This is a genomic window from Planomonospora parontospora, from assembly GCA_014647935.1.
Classification (GTDB): Bacteria; Actinomycetota; Actinomycetes; order Streptosporangiales; family Streptosporangiaceae; genus Planomonospora; species Planomonospora parontospora.
Map to the genome: position 1 here is coordinate 24,753 of BMQD01000033.1, position 19,343 is coordinate 44,095.

The window sequence follows — 19,343 nt, forward strand, 5'->3', positions numbered from 1 at the left end:
GAAGACGCCAAGAGGCCCCGTCCGGCAGTGCCGGACGGGGCCTCACCCATGTTTACAGAGAGTGATCCACTATCCGGGTCAGTCGGCGGCGCTGACCACGTTGTTGCTGGCGGCGCCCTGCGGGCCGGCCACCGACTGGTTGGCCTTGTAGAAGGAGCCGCCGCCGTAGCCGCCGCCACCGCACGGGTTGTAGCCGCAGCCGCCGTACCCGCCGCCGTAGCCGTAGCCGCCGCGGCCGGTGCCGCTGGCGATGTTGGCGTTCGAGGCGCCGTACGGCCCGGCCACCGAACGGCTGTTCTTGTAGAAGGTGTCGCCGCCACCACCGCAGCCGGTGCCGCAGCCGTAGCCGCCGCCGCCACCCGCCAGGGCCGCGGACGAGGCGGAGAGCACGAGCGCGGCCGCCGCGGCTCCCGTGAACACGATGCGAGACAGTGTCTTGCTCATGAAAGTGGGTTCCTTTCTCGGTCCGGCCCTCTTCTGGACCGGATCTCACGTCGGATCCCGCGTCACCCGGCCGTCCGGCGGCCGGCTGTCGTTGGACCCAAACGGCCCATACCCGCCACTCTCTTCTCAAACACGGAGAGTAATGTAGTAGATACTAAAAGCGACGTAAGATCGCGAGCGCGGCGTAATCGCTCATTGCTGCGCAGGTGTCGTCAGGTGGGCTGTGACCAGCTGAAATCAGTCGGGCTAGGGGATGGACGCTGCCCTGTCGCCCCTGCCGGGCCGTCCTGGCTGGACGTTCTGTCCCGGTATGGCAATTACTCCCAGGTAACGCACCGGGCGACGTTTGTCCATCTTGCTCATATGGTCACTTGCTGTGCACACATGGACACTGATAGACACATCTGATGTGAGATGGTCGCTGCGGGACAGTACCGTGCTCACATCGGGAAGGGCGTCTCCGGCCGTCGGGGCACGATGACCGGAGACGCCCGCCCGCCGCCGGGCCGCGCCGTGGAAGCCCGGGGAGCCCGTCCCGGAACTCCGGTGCGATCGGTATGCAGATCGTATGCTTGCCGTATGAACCGAATCAGCGTGGCGATGCCCGAAGACCTTGAGGCGCACGTGCGCGAGCTGGCCGCCGGCAACCTCTCGGCCTACGTCCTGGAGGCCGTGCGCGCCCGGGTGGACAAGGACCTGAGGATGCGTGCCTACTACGCCAGCATCGGCGGCAGGCCGCAGCTCGACGAGAGCGAGGAGGACCGGGCGGCCATGGCGCGCATCCGCTCGTTCCTGCAGCTGCCCGGATCCGCGTGAGCGTTCTGGGTCCCGGGCTGGTCCTCGACGCCAGCACCGTCCGGCTGCACCTGTCCGGCGACGTCTACACCGCGGCCATGATCGGTACGGCGCTGGAGGCCGAACGTCCGATCGTGATCCCGTCCCTGGTCCTGGCGCAGGCTTACCGGGAGGCCGTGCCGGGTCCGGCCCGCGACCGCCTTATCGGCCTGGTCTCCGTGCTCGGCGAGCCCGAGATGTTCGACGAGGTCGGCCGGGTCACCGCCCGCGACATCGGCACGGTCTGCCAGCTGGCGGGAGTGGACGACCTGTCGGTCGGTCACGCCCTGTGGGCCGCCGTCGAACGCCGCAACCAGCCCGACCCGCTGTACGACTGGACGATCATCACCGAGCACCCGGAGGTCTACCGCAAAGCGGCCCCGGGCGTGCCCACCGGCTGGCGCTGACCGCGAAAGCGACAGATGCCCCGCCGCGGTCCGGACGGAGGACACCGCCGGCGGCTCACGGGCGGGAGCGGGCCGGTGGGGACGGAGCGGCGGCGGACTGGTGGGCGGCGGCCAGGCGGGCGGTCCGGGCCAGCAGGGCGTGGACCGGATGGCCGGCGGGGACCGCGGCGGCGGCTCCGGTTGCTGCGGTGGCTCCGGTGGCTCCGGTGGCTCCGGTGGCGGCGAGGTCGGCCAGGAGCAGGCGGAGGCGGGCGGCCAGGTGCCGGGTCCGGGTGACGTACCGCGCGGCGTGGCGGGGGTCCCGGGGATCGGCGGGCACGCGGGAGAGGGACTCGGCGAGCTCGTCGAAGGCCTCCGCGATCTCGGCGCCGGCCTCGGAAGCGGCTTCGGCCCCGGGGGCGGCTTCGGAAACGGCCCCGGCGCTTGTCCCGAAGGCGGGGCCCCCGGCCGCGGCGGCGCCGGCCAGCAGGTCGCGGTGGGCGAGGAGCCGTCCGGCGCAGGAGAGCAGGTCGCTTCCGTGGCGGTCCAGCCAGGCCCGCTCGCGGGTCTCGGCGCGGCGGGCGGCCCGCTCGGCGACCTCGCTGCGGGACGCTCCGCGCTCGGCGGCCGCGTGCCGGAGCAGGCGGTGCTGCACGGCCTGGCGCGAGCGCAGGCCCAGGGGGACCGCCAGCTCCCCCAGGCTCAGCCCGGCCTCGATCCCGAGGGTCAGGACCCGGTGCTCGAGCCGGTCCAGGCGGCCGGGCAGGACCGGCACCGCGCGCCGGGCGTACTCCAGCAGGACCAGAGCGTCCAGCGCGTCGCACCGGAGCGCCTCGGCGGGCACGCGCTGGTGGGCGACGAGGTAGGCGACCAGCTCCACCGGCTCGTCGCAGAGCTTCTCCCGGTCGGGGTCGCCGCACCGGACCCGGCGCTCGATGATCTCCTCGACGCGGCGGGCCGCCTCGGCCTCCGGCACCGTCCGGACCGTTCTGGTGGGCACCGTCAATACTGTATTGACGGGGGCGGGCGGGCGCCACCCGGGGCTCCCGCCTCGGCGGCTGCGGCTTTTGCGGGCCCGATGCCCTGTCCCAGACGACCCGGCGCGTCTCACAGGGCCGGCGTGTTCCGCTGATTCGTCCTCCGCGGTCTCATCCGAGTCGGCGTGTCGGAGGTCGACGCGTCGGTTCCACGCCGGACCCGTCGAGACGGGACACCTGACCCGGCGTCGCAGGGCGGCCGTGCTCCGCGCGGCGCGGAGTCGCGCTGCCGCCGTGGGGGCGACACCTGACCGGACGCTTTCCCGGGAAATATACCCCGAGGGGTATGTGTTGAGAAGGTGAGGGCCCCACCCGGCGGCCCTGCCCCTAGGTGGGGGCGCATGGGCCCCTCTGCGGCCCTGGTGTGCACATCGGGCAGGAAGGCGAAGCAGGTGGAGATGGACGCGACGGTCCTGGCGGACGCGCTCACCCGGCTCAAGCGGGCCCACGGCCAGCTGGGCGGAGTGATCGCGATGATCGAGAACGCCGAGGACTGCGAGCGGGTGCTGACCCAGCTGGCGGCGGTGTCCAAGGCGCTGGACCGGGCCGGATTCAAGATCATCTCAACTGGTCTGCAGCAGTGCCAGCTGGCGCGCGAGACCGGCCAGGAGCCGCCGATCACCCCCGAGCGGCTGGAGAAGCTGTTCCTGGCCCTGTCCTGAGACGTCCCGAGACGTCTTGGAGGCGGACTGGAGGGCCCCGCACCGTCCCGGGCTCGCACCGGGGCGGCCCGGCCCGCGCATCCGGCGCGGAACGCCTTCCGCCCGCCGGGTGGGCCGGCGGGAGGCGCCTCCGAACCAGGGAATCCATTTGTCCAAAAGATACCCCCCCGGGTATATTCGCTGAGGAGTCACATGATGACGATCCGTGAGACAACCATCGCCGAGCTGCGGCGCAGCGACCTGACCGGCACCGTCCTGCTGGACGTGCGCACCCGCCCAGAGTTCGCCTCCGGCCACCTGGCGGGCGCGGTGAACGTCCCGCTGGACGAGCTGGGCCCGCACCTGGCCGGCTACGCGGGCAAGGACGTGGTGACGGTCTGCCTGTCCGGGGGCCGCAGCGCGGTCGCCGCCCAGGCCCTGCAGAACGCCGGAGCGCGGGTGCGCTCCCTGGCCGGCGGCACCAACGCCTGGCAGCGGGCCGGCCTGCCGCTGGAGAAGGGCCGCTGACGGCCCGGAACCGCCCACCCGGAACCGATGATCCGATCCCGACAGCGATGACGACGACACACGAAGGCGGCGAGACGATGACCACGATCCACGTCGAGGTGGTGGAGACCTCCTCCCTGGGCGACCGCAGCTACCTGGCCCACGACGGCCGCGTCGCGCTGGTGGTCGACCCGCAGCGCGACATCGACCGGATCCTGGCCCTGGCCGGCCGGCTCGGCGTGCGCATCACGCACGTGGCCGAGACCCACCTGCACAACGACTACGTCTCCGGCGGTCTGGCCCTGGCCCGCCTGACCGGCGCGGCCTACCTGGTCGCCGGCGCCGACACCGTCGGCTTCGAGCGGCTGCCGGTCGCCGACGGCGACGAGATCACCCTGTCGGACACGATGCGCGTGCAGGCGGTGGCCACCCCGGGCCACACCTTCCACCACCTGTCGTACATCCTGACCGGCCCGGACGGCCCCGAGGGCGTCTTCACCGGCGGCTCGCTGCTGTTCGGCACCACCGGCCGCACCGACCTGCTCGGCGCCGAGCACGCCCACACCCTGGCCCACCATCAGCACGCCTCGGCGCGCCGCCTGGCCGACCTGCTGCCCGACGGCGCGCACATCTGGCCCACCCACGGCTTCGGCAGCTTCTGCTCGGCCACCCAGTCCGACGCCCCGGCCTCCACCATCGGCCGGGAGAGGCAGGCCAACGCCGCGCTGCGCCTGGAGGCCGACGACTTCGTCTCCCAGACGCTGGCGGGGCTGGACGCCTACCCCGCCTACTACGCCCACATGGGCGCGCGCAACGGCGGCGGCGCCGACCTGATCGACCTGACCCCGGTGCGGGCGGCCGACGCCGCGCAGTTGCGGGAGCGCATCGAGGCCGGCGAGTGGGTGGTGGACCTGCGTTCGCGCAAGGCGTTCGCCACCCGGCACCTGGCCGGCACCCTGAGCTTCGGCCTGGACGGGCCGATGTCGACCTGGCTGGGCTGGATGGCCCCGTGGGGGGCGCCCATCACGCTGCTGGGCGAGTCGGCAGAACAGGTCGTCGCCGCCCAGCGCGAGCTGGCGCGCATCGGCATCGACCGCCCGGCCGCCGCCGCGACCGGCACCCCCGAGCAGTGGGCCGGCGGCGAGCAGGCCCGGCTGGCCGAGCTGACGGTGGCCGCCTTCACCGACCTGGCCGCCGCCCGCGCCGGCCGTACCGTCCGCGACCTGCCCGCGCCGGACGTCGTGCTGGACGTGCGCATGACGAACGAATGGCGGGCCGGGCACCTCGACGGCGCCGTCCACATCCCGCTGCCCGACCTGCCGCACCGCCTGGCCGACGTGCCGGACGGCACGGTGTGGGTGCACTGCGGCTCCGGCTACCGGGCCGCCGCCGCCACCAGCCTGCTGCAGCGGGCCGGCCGGACGGTGGTGCACATCGACGACGCCTACGCCGATGCCGCCGGCGCGGGCCTGACCATCACCGCCCCCGAGAACTGACCGGCCGGAACAACCGCCCCCGGGAGACGGCCGTCTCCCGGAACCGGCCGACCACCCTCACCCCTCGACAAGGAGACCGCATGACCGCCGCCGACACCCCGAAGGCCCCCGCCGCCCTGGACGCCGCCGCCCTGAGAGGGCTCCTGGAGTCCGGCGAGGCGCCCCGGCTGATCGACGTGCGCACCCCCGGCGAGTTCGAGACCGCCCACATCCCCGGTTCCTACAACGTGCCGCTGGACCTGCTGCGCGAGCACCGCGCCGAACTCCGCGCCCACCTCGACGAGCAGGTCGTGCTCATCTGCCGCTCCGGGCAGCGCGCCGCATCGGCCGAGCAGGCCCTCACGGCCGCGGGCCTGCCCAACCTGCGCGTCCTGTCCGGCGGGATCACCGCCTGGCAGGCGGCCGGAGCCCCGGTGGCCACCGGCAGGCCCCGCTGGGAGCTGGAGCGCCAGGTTCGCCTGGTCGCCGGCTCCATCGTGCTGGGCTCGGTGCTGACCAGCACGGTGCTGCCCCGGGCCAAGTGGATCGCCGCGGCCATCGGCGGCGGGCTGACCTTCGCCGCCCTGTCCAACACCTGCGCCATGGGCATGGCCCTGGCCAGGCTCCCCTACAACCGCGGCCCGCGCACCGACATCGCCACCGTGCTGGGCGCCCTGGCCGACGAGCGCAAATGAGCCGGGGCGGCGCGTCCGCCCGGCCTGACCGGCGGACGCGCCGCCCTGACGGAGCGAGCGACCCAAGCGACCGATCCAAGCGGCCGGACGAAGCGATCGAACCGACTGAACGAACCGACTGAACGGAGACGGAGATGCTGACCGCACTCGGCCTCGGCGCCGTGATCGGCGTCCTGCTCGGGCTGCTGGGCGGCGGCGGCTCCATCCTGGCCGTGCCCGCCCTCGTCTACGGCGCGGGCCTGCCGCTGGCCTCGGCCGTGCCGGCCTCCCTGCTGGTGGTGGGCATCTCCTCGGCCACCGCCGTGCTGCCCCGCATCCGCGCGGGCCAGGTGCGCTGGCGCATCGCCGCCGTCTTCGGCGGCGCCGGCGCGGCGGCCGCCTTCGCCGGCGCCGCCCTCAACCGGCTGCTGCCGCCGCAGGCGGTCCTGATCGGGTTCGCCGCCCTCATGGTGGTGGCCGGCTGGCGGATGCTGGCCGAACGGACCACCGTGGGCGGGGCGTGCGCGCTGCCCGGCGGCGGGGTCAACTGGCGCAGCTGCCTGCCCAAGAGCGTCGTCGCGGGCGCGGCCGTGGGCGTGCTGACCGGCCTGTTCGGCGTCGGCGGCGGGTTCTTGATCATCCCGGCCCTGGTGCTCGGACTGGGGCTGCCGATGACGGCCGCGGTCGGCACCTCGCTGCTGATCGTCGTCGTCAACGCGGTCGCCGGGTTCGCCGCCCACGCCGGGGACGCGGTGCTGGACTACGGCGTCATCGCCTCCTTCACCGCCGCGGCGGTGGCCGGGTCGCTGGCCGCCGCCCGGCTGGGCCGCCGCCTGGACCCGGTACGGCTGCGCCGCTGGTTCGCCTACCTCGTCTTCGCCGTGGCGGTCTTCGTCGCCGTCCAGGCGCTGGTGAACCCGGCCGCCCTGAGCGGCTGAACCGGCCCCGGCAGGCAGAGCGCCCCGCGACCGGCCGAATCCGCCCCCAGCGCCGACGGGACCGCGGGTCGGGTCCGGCATCGGCCCAGCGGATCCGGCAAAACACGTAAAGAGCCAAATAGCATGACGACCAATGATTTATGCAATTGAATCGTCATCTTTTCTTCGGATGGTCGGGCCGGGGACCGCCTCCGGGGAAGGAGTCCGGTCAGGCTCCGGCCCGGGGTCCGGCCCCAGACCGGCGCCGCCTGCCCGGCCGGGGGGTCGGGCAGGCGCGGATCCCCGTACGCCTCGGCAGGGCTCCACGGGCCTCCGCCACCGACCGGTCGAGTGGCCGGTCGACCGGGTGACCGAGCCGGCGGCCGACCCGGGCGCCCGGTCGGCCGGCCCGGCGGGTCAGCCGATGCCGGCGGCCGAGCAGGCGTCGGCGTAGGCGCCGGCGCACAGCGCGCCCGGCGTGACGTAGCCGTCCTTGACCACGGTCTCCTTGATGGTCTCCTTGGTGACGGCGACCGGGTCGAGCAGGACGGACGGCACCGCTCCGGCGCCGTTGTCCACCGTGGCGCCGGCCTCCGGCTTCTCGCCGCGCAGCAGCGCGAACGCCAGCTCGGCGGTCTTCTCCGCCTGCATCCGCACCGCCTTGTAGACGGTCATGTGCTGCCGTCCGACGAGGATGCGCTGGAGCGCGGCGATCTCGGCGTCCTGCCCGGTGACCGGTACGGCCGGCAGCCCGGCCGCCTTCATCGCCGCGATGGCGCCGCCCGCCGTGCCGTCGTTGGCCGCGTAGACGCCGACCAGGTCGCGGCCGCGCAGGGACGGCAGCGTGCGGGCGGTCCAGGCCTTGGCGTTGTCCGGGTTCCACTCGGGGGTGTCGAACTCCGCCGCGATGCGGACCTTGCCGTCGAGCGTCGCGTGCGCGCCCTGCTTGAACAGGGTGGCGTTGTTGTCGGTCGGGGAGCCGTTGATCCACAGGATCTCGCCGCTGCCCGCCTTGCCGCCGAGCGCCGACAGCAGCGACTCCGCCTGCAGCCGGCCGACCTTCGCGTTGTCGAAGGAGACGTAGTAGTCGACGGCGGTGCCGAGCACCAGGCGGTCGTAGGAGATGACCGGCACGTCGCGGTCGTGCGCCCTCTCCACGATCTTCGCGGCCGCGGCGCTGTCGACTGGCGTGAGCACCAGCACCTCGGCGCCCTCCTCCAGGGCCTCCTCGGCCTGGGCCAGCTGCTCGTCGGCGTCCTGCTCGGCGTTGCGGTAGTCGATCTCGCAGCCGGGGCAGAGCTGCTTGAGCCGCTGCGAGAAGTACGGCGCGTCCGCCGCGTCGTAGCGGCTCGCGGCGCGTTCGGGCAGCAGCAGGGCCACCCGTCCGGCCGCCTTCGCCGCGGCGGCGGGCTCGTCGCCGCCGGATCCCGGCAGGACGCCGCAGCCGGTCAGGATCGTCCCGGCCAGGGCCGCGGCCGCCGCGGCCGTCACACGTCGGTACTTGCGCATTGTCTGTCGTCTCCGTTCGAGGCCTGGGGAACCGCTCGCCGGCCGGATCAGTAGGTGAAGCGCGACACGAGCGTGCGCATCCGGGCGGCCATGCCCGCCAGCTCGCTGACGGCCTCGGTGGTGCTGGCCACGCCCTGGCTGGCCATGTCGGTGGCGTCGGCGACGCCGTCGATGTTCGCGGCGATGCCGCTGGACCCGGCCGCCGCGTCGGCGACGCTGCGGCTCATCGTCCGGGTCGTCGCGGCCTGCTCCTCGATGGCGGCGGCCACGGTCTCCTGGTACTCGCTGACCTGGGCGATGACGTCGGTGATCTCGCTGATGGCGGAGACCGCCGCGCCGGTGTCGGCCTGGATGGTCTGCACCCGGCGGCCGATGTCCTCGGTGGCCTTCGCGGTCTCCTGGGCGAGGTCCTTGACCTCCTGCGCCACGACGGCGAAGCCCTTGCCGAACTCGCCGGCGCGGGCGGCCTCGATGGTGGCGTTGAGCGCGAGCAGGTTGGTCTGCTGGGCGATCGAGGTGATGGTCTTGACGACGTCGCCGATCTCCGCGCTGGACGCGCCGAGCTTGGCGATCGTGTCGTTCGCCGACCTGGCGATGTTCACCGCGCGGGTGGCCACGTGGGCGGCCTCGGCGGTGTTGCGGGAGATCTCCTGGATCGACGCGCCCATCTCCTCGGCGCCGGCGGCGACCGCCGCCACGTGCGCGCTGACCTGGTTGGCGGCGTCGGCGACGCCCTCGGCGCGGCCGGAGGCCTGACCGGCGCTGGCGCCCATTTGCGAGCTGATCGCCGCGAGCTCCTCGGCGGCGGCGGCCAGCGCCTCGGAGTTCTCGCCGAGCGCGCGGACCGCGTCGCGGGTGCTGGCGGTCGCGACCGCCAGGGCCTGCGCCATCTCGCCCACCTCGTCGCGCTGCGCGGTCTCGACCTGGGCGGTGAGGTCGCCTCCGGCCAGCGCCTGGAGCACCTTGTGCATCCGCCGGAGCGGCTTGACGATCAGGCCGGCGATGTAGCGGCTGAGCGCGAGCGCGACGAGCAGGCCGGCCACGAGGGCGGCGAGCATGAGGTTGCGCGCGGTGTCGTGCGCGGAGTGGGCCGCGGCCGCCGCGGCGGCGCCGCTGGTCTGCTCGTACTGCAGCAGCTCCTCCAGGGCCGCCATCGCGTTGGCGCTGGTGGTCTGCCCGTCGCCGAGGAAGGCCTGCTGGAAGTCGGCCTCGGCGCCGGATTCGGCGAGCGGGAGCAGGCGGTTCTCCAGGATGGTGCGGTAGGCCGTCCACCAGATGTCGAACCGGTCGACCAGCTCGCGCTGGGCGTCCTCGCTGACCGACGTGCGGTAGGTCTCCAGCGCCTCGGTGAGCTGTCCGTCGGCCTGCTCGATCCCGTCGAGGAAGGACTTGCGGGCCACCGGCCCGTCGGACAGGGCGAGGTTGGCGATGTTGTTCTGGACCTGCAGCGCCGCGGAGTTGATCTTCGAGAGCTGCGCGGACGGCTCCAGGTTGCCGCGGTAGATCTCCTCGACCCGCTGGTCGACGCTGCCGAGCCCGGACAGGCCGACCGCGACGACGACCGCCGCGACCGAGCAGCCCAGCGCCACGAGCAGCAGCAGCTTGCGTGAGATCGGCATGTTGGCCACGGTGCGCAGGACGGCCCTGCGCCGCGGCGTGTTCGCGGACGGCGCGGCCTCCTGCCGCGCCCGTCCGCCTGACGCGTGGTTCATCGGCGCCATGTCCCTTCAAGAAGATCCCGGCCGCCGGCCATGCCGGTGGCAGTCGGCCCATCGGGCACGGAACGCGTGAGCTGAGCCTTTCTCATGTATGACCGGTTGCGGATCGGCAACGATCCGCGCCCCTCCGCGGGCCCGCGGTGATCGGGAGCGCTCCGCCGCGGGCACGCCCGGACGGCCGGGTGTTCAGGGGATCGGGTGCTCAGGGGACCCGGTGTTCAGGGGATCGGGTGCTCAGGCGGCCGGGTGCTCAGGCGGCCGGGTGTTCAGGCGGCGGCGGCGGACGGGTCCGGTTCCGCCGCGGCGAGCTTCACCTGGTTGCGGCCGGCCCGCTTGGCCTCGTACAGGGCCTCGTCGGCGGCGTGCAGCAGTTCCTCGGGGCTCTGCTTGCCGGTCAGCGTCGCGACCCCCGAGCTGAACGTCACCGTCAGCGTCCGGCCCGCCGCCGGCATCCGCCCGGCCGCCACCCACGCGCGCAGCGCGTCCACCCGCTCCAGGGCCTGCTCGCCGGTGGCCCCGGGCAGCACGATGACGAACTCCTCGCCGCCGTAGCGGGCCACCACGTCGTCGGCCCGGATCCGCCCGCTCACCAGCTTGGCGAACCGGGCCAGCACCTGGTCGCCCGCCCCGTGCCCGTAGCGGTCGTTGATCTGCTTGAAGTGGTCGATGTCCAGCAGCGCCACGCTCAGCGGAGAACCCTCGGCCGCCGCCAGCCGCATCTGCCGCTGCAGCGACTCCATCAGGAACCGGCGGTTGTGCAGTCCGGTCAGCGTGTCGCGCACCGCCTGCTCGGCCAGGTTCGCCCGGAGCGCCTCGATCGTGGCCACCTGCTCGTGCAGGCGGTCGTTGGTCTCCTGCAGCTCGCGCCGCTGGTCGTTGAGCGCGGTCACGTCCCGGGCCACGACCGCCCAGCCCACCGGCTCGCCCCGGCTGTCGTTCAGCGCGCTGACCCGCATGTCCAGGTCCACCGTGCGGTCCTCGGCGTCGGTGACGGCCAGGCTGACCTCCAGCCCGTCCTCCAGGCGGTCCGCGACCGGCATGCCGCCCAGGACCGCCGTGATCGGGAGCCCCACCAGCCGGTCGGGCAGGCCCGGCGCCAGCCGGCGCGCCAGCCGGTCGGCCGCCGGGTTGACGTCCAGGACGCGGCCGGAGCCGTCGGCCGTGACGACCACGTCGCTGATCATGTCGAAGAGGTGGGTGCGCGTCACCGGCACCAGCTCGTGCAGCGACAGCCGCGCCAGGGCCCAGTAGGTCAGGGCCGCGCTGGCGCAGAACCCGAGCGGGGCCACCACCTGGGGGGCCGCCCCGACCGTCCCGGTCACCCCCAGCAGGCTGGCGACACCGCCCAGCGCGGAGGGGACGTTCCCCAGCAGCACGAACCCGTACAGCCGGCGCTGGGAGCGCGGGCCGTGCAGCCAGGCGCGGGTCAGCCGCGTGGTGGCCGCGACGACCAGGGCGGCGCCGTAGGCGGTGTGCGCCCAGAACAGCGGGCCGAACCGGACCACGATGTCGCCCGCGCCGTCCAGTCCGGCGGAGGAGATGACGAGCCGGTGCCAGGAGTCGGTCAGGAGCACGACCGCGAAGAGCGCGGGTTCGGCCGAGAGCCACAGCGCCGTCCGGCGCGAGAGCCGCCAGCCGCGGTCGGCCACGGCCAGGGACTGGCACAGGTACGCCGAGGTCATGACGGACACCGCGATCATGGCGGCGGCACCCGTCAGCGCGACCAGCTCCGGGACCGGGACCAGGCGGCCGAACACGGCCGTGCCGGACCAGACCGCGGTGCTCGCCGAGACGACCGCCACCGTGCCGACCGCGGGTGCCGAGCGCCGACGGCGCCAGGCGACGACCGCCACGGCGCAGGCCACCATCGTGGACAGCGAGAAGAGCAGGACGTAGACGACTCCCTCCATTCCCCTCAATTCCTCCGATTTCCTGGTATCCCGGCGCGTGACAGACGTGCATCCCCCATCGGCGCGGCCACGGACGGATCTGAGGGTTCCGGCTAAGCCCGGCGCGTTCCCGGCCGATCGGAGGCGTGGGATCCCCGTGGCCGCCACCCGCGCGGCCAGGGGTCTCCGCGATACGTCACCGAAGGTCAGGAGTCTCCCGCCGATGCCCGCGACCCACCTCCCCCGCCGAGGGGACCGCATCCGTGCGGCACTCGTCCTCGGAACCCGGCCGGAGGCCATCAAACTCGCCCCGGTGCTGCGCGCGATGAGCGCGTCCCCCCTGTTCGAACCCATGGTGATCTCCACCGGCCAGCACCGCGAGATGCTCGACCAGATGCTGCAGCGCCTGCGCATGGACAGCAGCCGCGACCTGGCCGTCATGCGCGACCGGCAGAGGCTGTCGGGCCTGACGGCCCGGCTGATCAGCGGCCTGGGCGAGGCCGTACGCGACGACAGGCCCGACGTGGTGGTCGTCCAGGGCGACACGACGACGGCGATGACCGGCGCCCTGGCCGCCTTCTACGAGGGCGTGCCCGTCGCGCACGTGGAGGCGGGACTGCGCACCGGCGTCATCGGCAACCCCTTCCCGGAGGAGCTCAACCGCCGCCTGGTGGCGCCCATGGTGCGCTGGCACTTCGCGCCCACCGAGGGCTCGGCCGCGAACCTGCGGGCCGAGGGCGTGCCCGCGGGCGACATCCAGGTCACCGGCAACACCGTCATCGACAACCTGCTGTGGGTGCTGGAGCGCGGCGAGGGCCGGTCGGCGTTCGTCACCTCCCGCCGGCGGGTCCTGGTGACCCTGCACCGCCGGGAGAACCAGGGCGGCACCATGCACGGCATCGCCGAGGCCCTGGGGGAACTGGCCGGACGGCCCGACGTGGAGATCGTGCTCCCGCTGCACAAGAGCCCCGCCGTACGGGAGGCGCTGCTGCCCGTCCTGGACGGCCTGCCGCACGTCAAGCTGGTCGAGCCGCTGGACTACTTCGACTTCGCCGCCACCCTCGCCGCCTGCGACCTGGTCCTGACCGACTCCGGCGGCGTCCAGGAGGAGGCGCCGACGCTGGGCAAGCCGGTGCTGGTGCTGCGCACCACGACCGAGCGGCCCGAGGCGGTGGACGCCGGCGTCGCGCTGCTGGTGGGCACCGAGCCGGCCGACGTCATCGGCGCCGCCCACCGCCTGCTCGACGACCGCGCCGCGTACGAGCGGATGGCGACCGCCGTCAACCCGTTCGGGGACGGGCGGGCGGCCGAGCGCGTCGTGAACCGCCTCGCCCTCGACCTGGCCGGCGCCGGGCGGTCCACCGAGTCCGGTGAGGGCGACCTGGCCGTCGCCTGACCCTCTCCCCGGCCCAGCCGCGGCGCGCCCACCGGCGTCGCGGCTGTTCGGGCTTCCCTTTTTCCGCACGCCGCACGGGCGGAAATCCTCAGGACCGTACGGCGGGGGCCGATGGGGGAATTCGCCAGGACGGCGTGCGCGGCCACGGAGCAGACCGGCCGGACGTTCCATGCGAGCAGCGGAGGGGGCACCGCATTGCCCAGGGGAATCAGCCAGATGGCTGTTCCGATCGGCGTGGTTCTGATCGTCGTGATGATGGTCATCCCGTTGCCGACGGTCCTGCTCGACCTCCTCATCGCCGCGAACATCACCATCGCGCTGATCGTGGTCGTGGTGAGCATGAACGTGAAGCGGCCGCTGGAGTTCTCCTCCTTCCCCGCGCTGCTGCTCGTCCTGACGCTGTTCCGGCTGGCCCTGAACATCAGCGCGACCCGCCTGGTCCTGCTCGACGGGTTCGCCGGCAACGTCATCGAGGCGTTCGGCCACTTCGTCGTCGGCGGCTCCCTCATCGTCGGCGTCGTGATCTTCACGATCCTGGTCATCATCCAGTTCATCGTCATCACCAAGGGCGCCGAGCGCGTCGCCGAGGTCGGCGCGCGCTTCACCCTCGACGCCATGCCCGGCAAGCAGATGGCCATCGACGCCGACCTCAACGCCGGCCTGATCGACGAGGCGGAGGCGCGCAAGCGCCGCCACGAGGTCACCGCCGAGGCCGACTTCTACGGCTCGATGGACGGTGGCTCGAAGTTCGTCAAGGGCGACGCCATCGCCGCCATCATCATCACCTTCATCAACCTCGTCGGCGGCTTCGCCGTGGGCGTGGTGCAGAAGGGCATGCCGGCCGGCGAGGCCATCGAGACCTACAGCCTGCTCAGCATCGGCGACGGTCTGGTCTCCCAGATCCCGGCCCTGCTGCTCTCGGTCGCCACCGGCCTCATGGTCGCCCGCGCCAGCGGCGAGGGCGACATGGGCAGCACGGTGATCGGCCAGCTCGGCGCGCAGAAGCGGGCCCTGCAGATCGGCGGCGGCGCCGCTCTGGCGCTGGCCCTGATCCCCGGCCTGCCCAAGCTGCCCTTCCTCCTCATCGGCGGCACCGTGCTGTTCCTCGCCCAGCGGGTGCCCGTCGCGCCGGCCGCGAAGGACGACGAGGAGGACGCCGCCGCGCTCGCCGGACCGGCGCCCGACTCCCCCGAGTCGCTCATGGGGGAGATCCGGGTCGACCCGCTCGAGCTGGCCCTGGCCCCCGACCTCATCGACCTGGTCGACGCCGCCGGTGGCGACCTGCTCGACCGGGTCCGCGCGCTGCGCCGCAAGATCGCCCTGGAGACCGGCGTCATCATGCCGCCCGTGCACACCCGCGACGACCTGGACCTGTCCCTGTCGACGTACGTGGTCCGCGTCAACGGCGTGGAGGTCGCCCGCGGCCAGGCCCCGCCCGGCACCGTGCTGGCCATCGGCGACGGGCTGGACGCCCTGCCCGGCCGGGCCGGTCAGGAGCCGGTGTTCGGCCTGGAGGGCAAGTGGGTCCCCGCCGAGCTGCGCCACCAGGCGGAGCTCACCGGCGCCACCGTGGTCGACCGCGCCTCCGTCATCATCACCCACCTGTCGGAGATCGTCCGCGCCAACGCCAGCCGCCTGCTGGGCCGCGAGGACGTCCGCGCCCTGGTCGAGGTCGTACGGCGCACGCACCCGATCGTGGTGGAGGAGCTCACCCCGGCGCTGCTCAGCCTGGGCCAGATCCAGACGGTCCTGCAGTCGCTGCTCGACGAGGGCGTCTCCATCCGCGACCTGGTCCGCATCTTCGAGGCCCTGTCCCTGGCGGGCAAGAACACCTCCGACGCCGACGCGCTCTACGAGGCCGCCCGCTCCGCGCTGGGGCCGGCCATCGCCGCCCGGCACGCCGCCGACGGCGGGCTGCCGGTGCTCACGCTCGACCCGCGGCTGGAGCACGCGCTTCTGGAGTCGCTGCGGCCCACCGAGAGCGGCGTGCAGCTGATCCTCGACACCGCCCGCGCCGAGGCCGTGATCGGCCACGCCGCCCAGCTCTCCGAGGCCGCCGAGCAGCAGGGCATCAGCCCGGTGCTGGTCTGCTCGCCCCAGCTCCGGATGCCCCTGCGCCGCCTGCTGAAGTTCGGCGCGCCCCGCCTGCCCCTCCTGTCCTATGCCGAGATCGCGGAATGCCCGTTCCGCGTGGAAACCCTGGGAGTCGTGACCGATGCCGAAGCGCTTGCTGCTTGAGGGATCCGACATCGAGGAGCTGCTGTCCCAGGTCCGCGATGAGCACGGGCCGGGCGTCTCCATCGTGTCGGCCGACCGCGTCCGCACCGGCGGGTTCGCCGGGTTCTTCGCCCGCCAGCGCTACGAGCTGACGGTCGAGGTGCCCGACCCGGCCGAGCGTCCCGCCGCTCCGGCGTCCGCGCCCCAGGCGGCGCCCGCCGCCCCGGCCGCGCCCGCGGACCCGATGACGGTGCTGCTGGCCCGCGCGGAGGAGCAGGAGCGGAGGCTGAGCCTCACCGGCTCCCGTGCCGCCCCGCCGGCGGCCGCGGCCGCGCCGCAGCGCCCCGCCGCGGCGGCGCCGAGCGTCTCCCTCAACCTGGCGCAGGCCGTACCCGCCCAGGCGAACGTCCCGACGCACGCCGCCGCCCCGGCCGCGCCCACGGTGCAGACCCTGCCGGCGGCGCCGGCCGTGCCGCTCGTGCCGGAGGACTTCGTCGTCGAGACGGGCACCGAGAACCGGGCCTTCGCCGACATGCTCGCCTCCCTGCAGCGCGACGGCGACACCGGCGCGACCGGCGCCCTGCCGGCCCGCGCCTACCAGGCGCCGGCGGCCGGGCCGGAGCGGTCCGGCGCGGTCGTGCCCCGGGCCTTCCAGCCGCCCGTCGTCGAGCAGGAGCGGCCGTTCGAGCGGGCGCTCACCGAGCTGGGCCTGCCCGCGCGCATGGCGCGTCAGGCCGTCGGCCCCGACATGTACACCGCGGTGAAGCGCGCCCTGGCCGACCTGCCCGAGGCGCCCCCGGCGCCGCGCGGCCCCGGCGACGTGCTCGTCATCGTCGGCGAGACGCACGCCGCCCTGCACGTGGCCGAGAAGGCCGCCCGCCTGCTGAACGTGGGCCCCGCCCAGGTCCTGCTGGCGGCCCGTTCCACCGCCGGGACCGGCATCCACAACACGCGCCTGCTGAACGGCCCGAGGTCCGCCCAGCAGCGGGCGCGGAAGATCCACCGCGACGACGTGCCGTACGTCGTCGTCGTGGACTCCACCCCGGAGCAGGGCAACGGCGAGTGGGCGCGCGCGATCGCCGACGGCCTCGGCGCGACCGCCGTGTGGGCGGTCGTCGACGCGACCCGCAAGACCGCCGACACCGCGCGCCACCTGCGCACGCTCGGCAAGGTGGACGCCATCGCGGTGAACGCCGTGGCCGCCACGGGCGACCCGGCGAGCGTCCTGGACCTGGACATCCCCGTTTCCCATCTCGCGGACCGGCCCGGCACCGCGCAGGCGTGGGCCGCCCTGCTGTGCGAGCGGCTGGAGGAGAAGCAGTCGTGACATCCGTTAGCTTGCCCGACGTCAACTCCCTCGTGGAGATCGCCCTGCAGGACGGCAGGGTCTACCCCACGCGGGTGGAGGACACCGACGGGCTGATCCTCATGGTGGCCGCGCCGCGCGGCGCCGGGGACATCGACGTGCCGGAACCCGGCGAGGAGGTGTTCGTGCGCTGGACCGGCCCCCGCGGCCTGTACACCGCGCCCGGCACGTTCACCGCGTCCGTGCGCGACCGGGTCGCCCTCTGGGCCATCGAGGCCGAGGGCACCGTGGACTACTTCAGCCGGCGCAACGCCGTACGGGTGGCCGGAGGAGAGCCGGTCCGGCTGCTCGACCTGGCCAGCGGCCGGGAGGTGTTCCACGGCCGGTTCGTCGACATCTCCGAGCGCGGAGCGCGCTGCCAGGGGACCTCGGCCGGGCTCTCCGCCGAGCAGGACGTGATGGTCAAGATGGTGCTGGACGACAACCTCGTGGCGCTGGCGGGCAACGTGCTGACCATCTCGGAGGCCGGGGGCGACGCCGTCGTGGCGGTCGTCATCTACGACCCGCCGGAGGCGCAGGCGCAGATCATCCGCCGGTACGTGATGAACATGCAGATCCGCGCGCGCAGGACGGCGGCCGCCAATGCCGGTGACTAGCCTGCCGACGCTGCTGCTGGCCCTGGTGTTCGACGCGCCGGCGCTGTGGCACGCCTTCGTGCTGCAGGACCTGGACGTCGCCACGGCCCTGACGCGCTACCTGATCGCGGTGGCGGTCAGCGCCCTCATGATCGGCGCCCTGCGCCGGATCACCGCCTCCTACGGGGCCGAGGACCCGTCCGAGGCCGGCGAGAAGGGCGGTGAGAAGGGCGGCGTCATGAGCGTGTCGGTCGACCGGGTGCACCCGCCCGGCCGCCGCGCCGCCGACAGGACGGAGCCGCCGCCGGCGGTCCCGGTCCCCGCGGGCGAACTCCCGCCCGCGCCGGTCGCGGCGCTGACCGCGGGAGACGGCCGGGGCTGACGCCCCGACCCCTCATCTCACCGGTCCGGCCGCCGATGGGAGACCGAGATGGCTGTCTGACGGCAACCCCGGCAGCTCTCGGTCTCGCACTGGAAAGGACCTGAACGTGACCGGCACGTCCGTAGACAACGCGCGCCCCGTCGTGAGCGCGAACCGCAACCGCCTGCTGGGGTGGTTCGCCGACCGCCGCATCAGCACCAAGATCCTCGCCTCCGTGGGCATCGTCGCCGTCATGGGCGCCGGGGTCAGCACGGTGGCGCTGAGCCGGCTGAGCGGCCTCAACGACGACCTGAAGTCGATGAAGCAGGTCAACGTCCACCGGGTGCTCCACCTCACCGAGCTGCGCGGCCAGATGGCCAACATGTACGACGCCACCACGGGCTTCGTCGCCATCCCCGACCCCGCGACCAAGGCGAAGGCGATGGACCTGATGAAGGAGTACACCGCGAACGTCGACGAGGCGTTCGCGGACTACAAGAAGGACGCCCCCGCCTCCGCGGCCTGGCAGAAGACCCTGACCGGCTACGAGGAGGCGTGGGAGAGGTACCAGACCCTCCGCAACGTCGCCTTCATGGGGGAGAAGCCTCCGGCCGGGTTCGCCATGCCCACCGACAGCGCCCAGGTGGTGACCGAGTTCGTCGCGGCCTCCACGCAGATGAACACCGCGATGGAGGAGCTGGCGGAGTTCGAGGAGGCCGACGCCGAGGCGGTGACCGCCGCGGCCGAGGACGGCTACGGCAGCGCCCGCACCCTGATCCTCGCGTTGCTGGCCGGCGGCCTGCTGCTCGCGCTGGGACTGGCGCTCGTGGTGTCGCGGCTGATCGTCCGCCCGCTGGGCGCGGTCTCCCGCGTCCTGGACGCGGTGGCGAGGGGCGACCTGACCGAGCGGGCCGAGGTGTCCTCCCGCGACGAGGTCGGCGAGATGGCGGTGGCGGTCAACCAGGCCGGGGACTCCCTCCGCCAGACCATCGAGGAGCTGGCCACCAGCGCCGACACGCTGGCCGCCAGCTCGACCGAGCTGTCGGGCGTCAGCGACCGCATCGCCGCCAGCGCGGACGAGGCCTCCACCCAGGCCGGCAACGTCGCCGCCGCGGCCGGCCAGGTCTCGCACAACGTGCAGACCGTCTCGGCCGGCACCGAGGAGATGGGCGCGTCGATCCGGGAGATCGCGCACAACGCCAACGAGGGCGCCACCGTGGCCTCCCAGGCGGTGACCGTGGCCACCTCCACCAACGAGACCGTCGCCAAGCTCGGCGCCTCGTCGGCGGAGATCGGCTCGGTCATCAAGACGATCACCTCGATCGCCGAGCAGACCAACCTGCTGGCCCTGAACGCCACCATCGAGGCGGCGCGGGCCGGGGACGCCGGCAAGGGCT

18 protein-coding genes are annotated in these 19,343 nt (G+C 73.7%); 13 read left to right on the forward strand and 5 right to left on the reverse strand.

Features of this window, described 5'->3' with window-relative positions:
- Positions 1 to 78 precede the first annotated feature (78 nt).
- On the reverse strand, positions 79 to 444 hold the full coding sequence (locus IEZ07_RS31540; protein WP_068903977.1) for a hypothetical protein: 366 nt from the start codon (positions 442 to 444) through the stop codon (positions 79 to 81).
- A 579-nt stretch (positions 445 to 1,023) separates the two neighbouring features.
- Between IEZ07_RS31540 and IEZ07_RS31545 the strand changes: the two genes are divergently transcribed.
- Both IEZ07_RS31545 and IEZ07_RS31550 read left to right on the forward strand, forming a co-directional pair.
- Positions 1,024 to 1,260 (forward strand): hypothetical protein, encoded by a 237-nt coding sequence (locus tag IEZ07_RS31545; RefSeq protein WP_191898143.1) that lies wholly within the window; start codon positions 1,024 to 1,026, stop codon positions 1,258 to 1,260.
- Positions 1,257 to 1,685 (forward strand): hypothetical protein, encoded by a 429-nt coding sequence (locus IEZ07_RS31550; protein ID WP_191898144.1) that lies wholly within the window; start codon positions 1,257 to 1,259, stop codon positions 1,683 to 1,685. The genes IEZ07_RS31545 and IEZ07_RS31550 overlap by 4 nt, the downstream gene beginning before the upstream one ends.
- Before the next feature lie 55 nt (positions 1,686 to 1,740).
- Here the strand turns inward: IEZ07_RS31550 and IEZ07_RS31555 are convergent, their stop codons facing one another.
- Positions 1,741 to 2,664, reverse strand: a complete 924-nt coding sequence (locus IEZ07_RS31555) for a hypothetical protein (protein WP_191898145.1) — start codon at positions 2,662 to 2,664, stop codon at positions 1,741 to 1,743.
- Between the two features lie 435 nt (positions 2,665 to 3,099).
- On the opposite strand from IEZ07_RS31555, the gene IEZ07_RS31560 reads away from it, so the two are divergent.
- From IEZ07_RS31560 to IEZ07_RS31580, 5 genes are all read left to right on the forward strand, one after another.
- Entirely contained in the window at positions 3,100 to 3,363 is a 264-nt protein-coding gene (locus tag IEZ07_RS31560) for a metal-sensitive transcriptional regulator (protein WP_373868897.1), read from the forward strand.
- A gap of 192 nt (positions 3,364 to 3,555) precedes the next feature.
- Positions 3,556 to 3,870 carry a rhodanese-like domain-containing protein gene (locus IEZ07_RS31565; RefSeq protein WP_301549365.1) on the forward strand — a complete coding sequence of 105 codons (315 nt, stop codon included), beginning with the start codon at positions 3,556 to 3,558 and terminating at the stop codon, positions 3,868 to 3,870.
- A gap of 47 nt (positions 3,871 to 3,917) precedes the next feature.
- On the forward strand, positions 3,918 to 5,345 hold the full coding sequence (locus tag IEZ07_RS31570) for an MBL fold metallo-hydrolase (protein WP_239321244.1): 1,428 nt from the start codon (positions 3,918 to 3,920) through the stop codon (positions 5,343 to 5,345).
- 80 nt (positions 5,346 to 5,425) lie between these two features.
- The gene (locus tag IEZ07_RS31575; protein WP_191898146.1) at positions 5,426 to 6,019 is read left to right on the forward strand and encodes a rhodanese-like domain-containing protein; all 594 of its coding nucleotides are present in this window, start codon (positions 5,426 to 5,428) and stop codon (positions 6,017 to 6,019) included.
- Positions 6,020 to 6,153: 134 nt separating this feature from the next.
- Complete coding sequence (locus tag IEZ07_RS31580; protein ID WP_191898147.1) at positions 6,154 to 6,936, forward strand: sulfite exporter TauE/SafE family protein; 783 nt, start codon at positions 6,154 to 6,156, stop codon at positions 6,934 to 6,936.
- Positions 6,937 to 7,332: 396 nt separating this feature from the next.
- Here the strand turns inward: IEZ07_RS31580 and IEZ07_RS31585 are convergent, their stop codons facing one another.
- The 3 genes from IEZ07_RS31585 to IEZ07_RS31595 form a co-directional block, all read right to left on the reverse strand.
- The gene (locus IEZ07_RS31585) at positions 7,333 to 8,424 is read right to left on the reverse strand and encodes a sugar ABC transporter substrate-binding protein (RefSeq protein WP_191898148.1); all 1,092 of its coding nucleotides are present in this window, start codon (positions 8,422 to 8,424) and stop codon (positions 7,333 to 7,335) included.
- Positions 8,425 to 8,471: 47 nt separating this feature from the next.
- Positions 8,472 to 10,136, reverse strand: coding sequence for a methyl-accepting chemotaxis protein (locus IEZ07_RS31590; protein WP_191898149.1), 1,665 nt, complete (start codon positions 10,134 to 10,136; stop codon positions 8,472 to 8,474).
- A 272-nt stretch (positions 10,137 to 10,408) separates the two neighbouring features.
- A complete protein-coding gene (locus IEZ07_RS31595; protein ID WP_191898150.1) occupies positions 10,409 to 12,052 on the reverse strand; it encodes a histidine kinase N-terminal 7TM domain-containing diguanylate cyclase in 1,644 nt (547 codons plus the stop codon).
- Positions 12,053 to 12,254: 202 nt separating this feature from the next.
- Between IEZ07_RS31595 and wecB the strand changes: the two genes are divergently transcribed.
- The 6 genes from wecB to IEZ07_RS31625 all read left to right on the forward strand — a co-directional run.
- The gene (wecB, locus tag IEZ07_RS31600; RefSeq protein WP_191898151.1) at positions 12,255 to 13,427 is read left to right on the forward strand and encodes a non-hydrolyzing UDP-N-acetylglucosamine 2-epimerase; all 1,173 of its coding nucleotides are present in this window, start codon (positions 12,255 to 12,257) and stop codon (positions 13,425 to 13,427) included.
- Between the two features lie 216 nt (positions 13,428 to 13,643).
- The gene (flhA, locus tag IEZ07_RS31605; protein WP_204054765.1) at positions 13,644 to 15,665 is read left to right on the forward strand and encodes a flagellar biosynthesis protein FlhA; all 2,022 of its coding nucleotides are present in this window, start codon (positions 13,644 to 13,646) and stop codon (positions 15,663 to 15,665) included.
- Positions 15,643 to 16,971 carry a hypothetical protein gene (locus IEZ07_RS31610; protein WP_191898153.1) on the forward strand — a complete coding sequence of 443 codons (1,329 nt, stop codon included), beginning with the start codon at positions 15,643 to 15,645 and terminating at the stop codon, positions 16,969 to 16,971. The genes flhA and IEZ07_RS31610 overlap by 23 nt, the downstream gene beginning before the upstream one ends.
- Complete coding sequence (locus IEZ07_RS31615) at positions 16,968 to 17,606, forward strand: PilZ domain-containing protein (RefSeq protein ID WP_191898154.1); 639 nt, start codon at positions 16,968 to 16,970, stop codon at positions 17,604 to 17,606. The genes IEZ07_RS31610 and IEZ07_RS31615 overlap by 4 nt, the downstream gene beginning before the upstream one ends.
- Positions 17,593 to 17,967, forward strand: a complete 375-nt coding sequence (locus tag IEZ07_RS31620) for a hypothetical protein (protein WP_191898155.1) — start codon at positions 17,593 to 17,595, stop codon at positions 17,965 to 17,967. The genes IEZ07_RS31615 and IEZ07_RS31620 overlap by 14 nt, the downstream gene beginning before the upstream one ends.
- Before the next feature lie 106 nt (positions 17,968 to 18,073).
- Positions 18,074 to 19,343: methyl-accepting chemotaxis protein (locus IEZ07_RS31625; protein WP_191898156.1), on the forward strand; the 1,270-nt coding region annotated here is incomplete at its 3' end.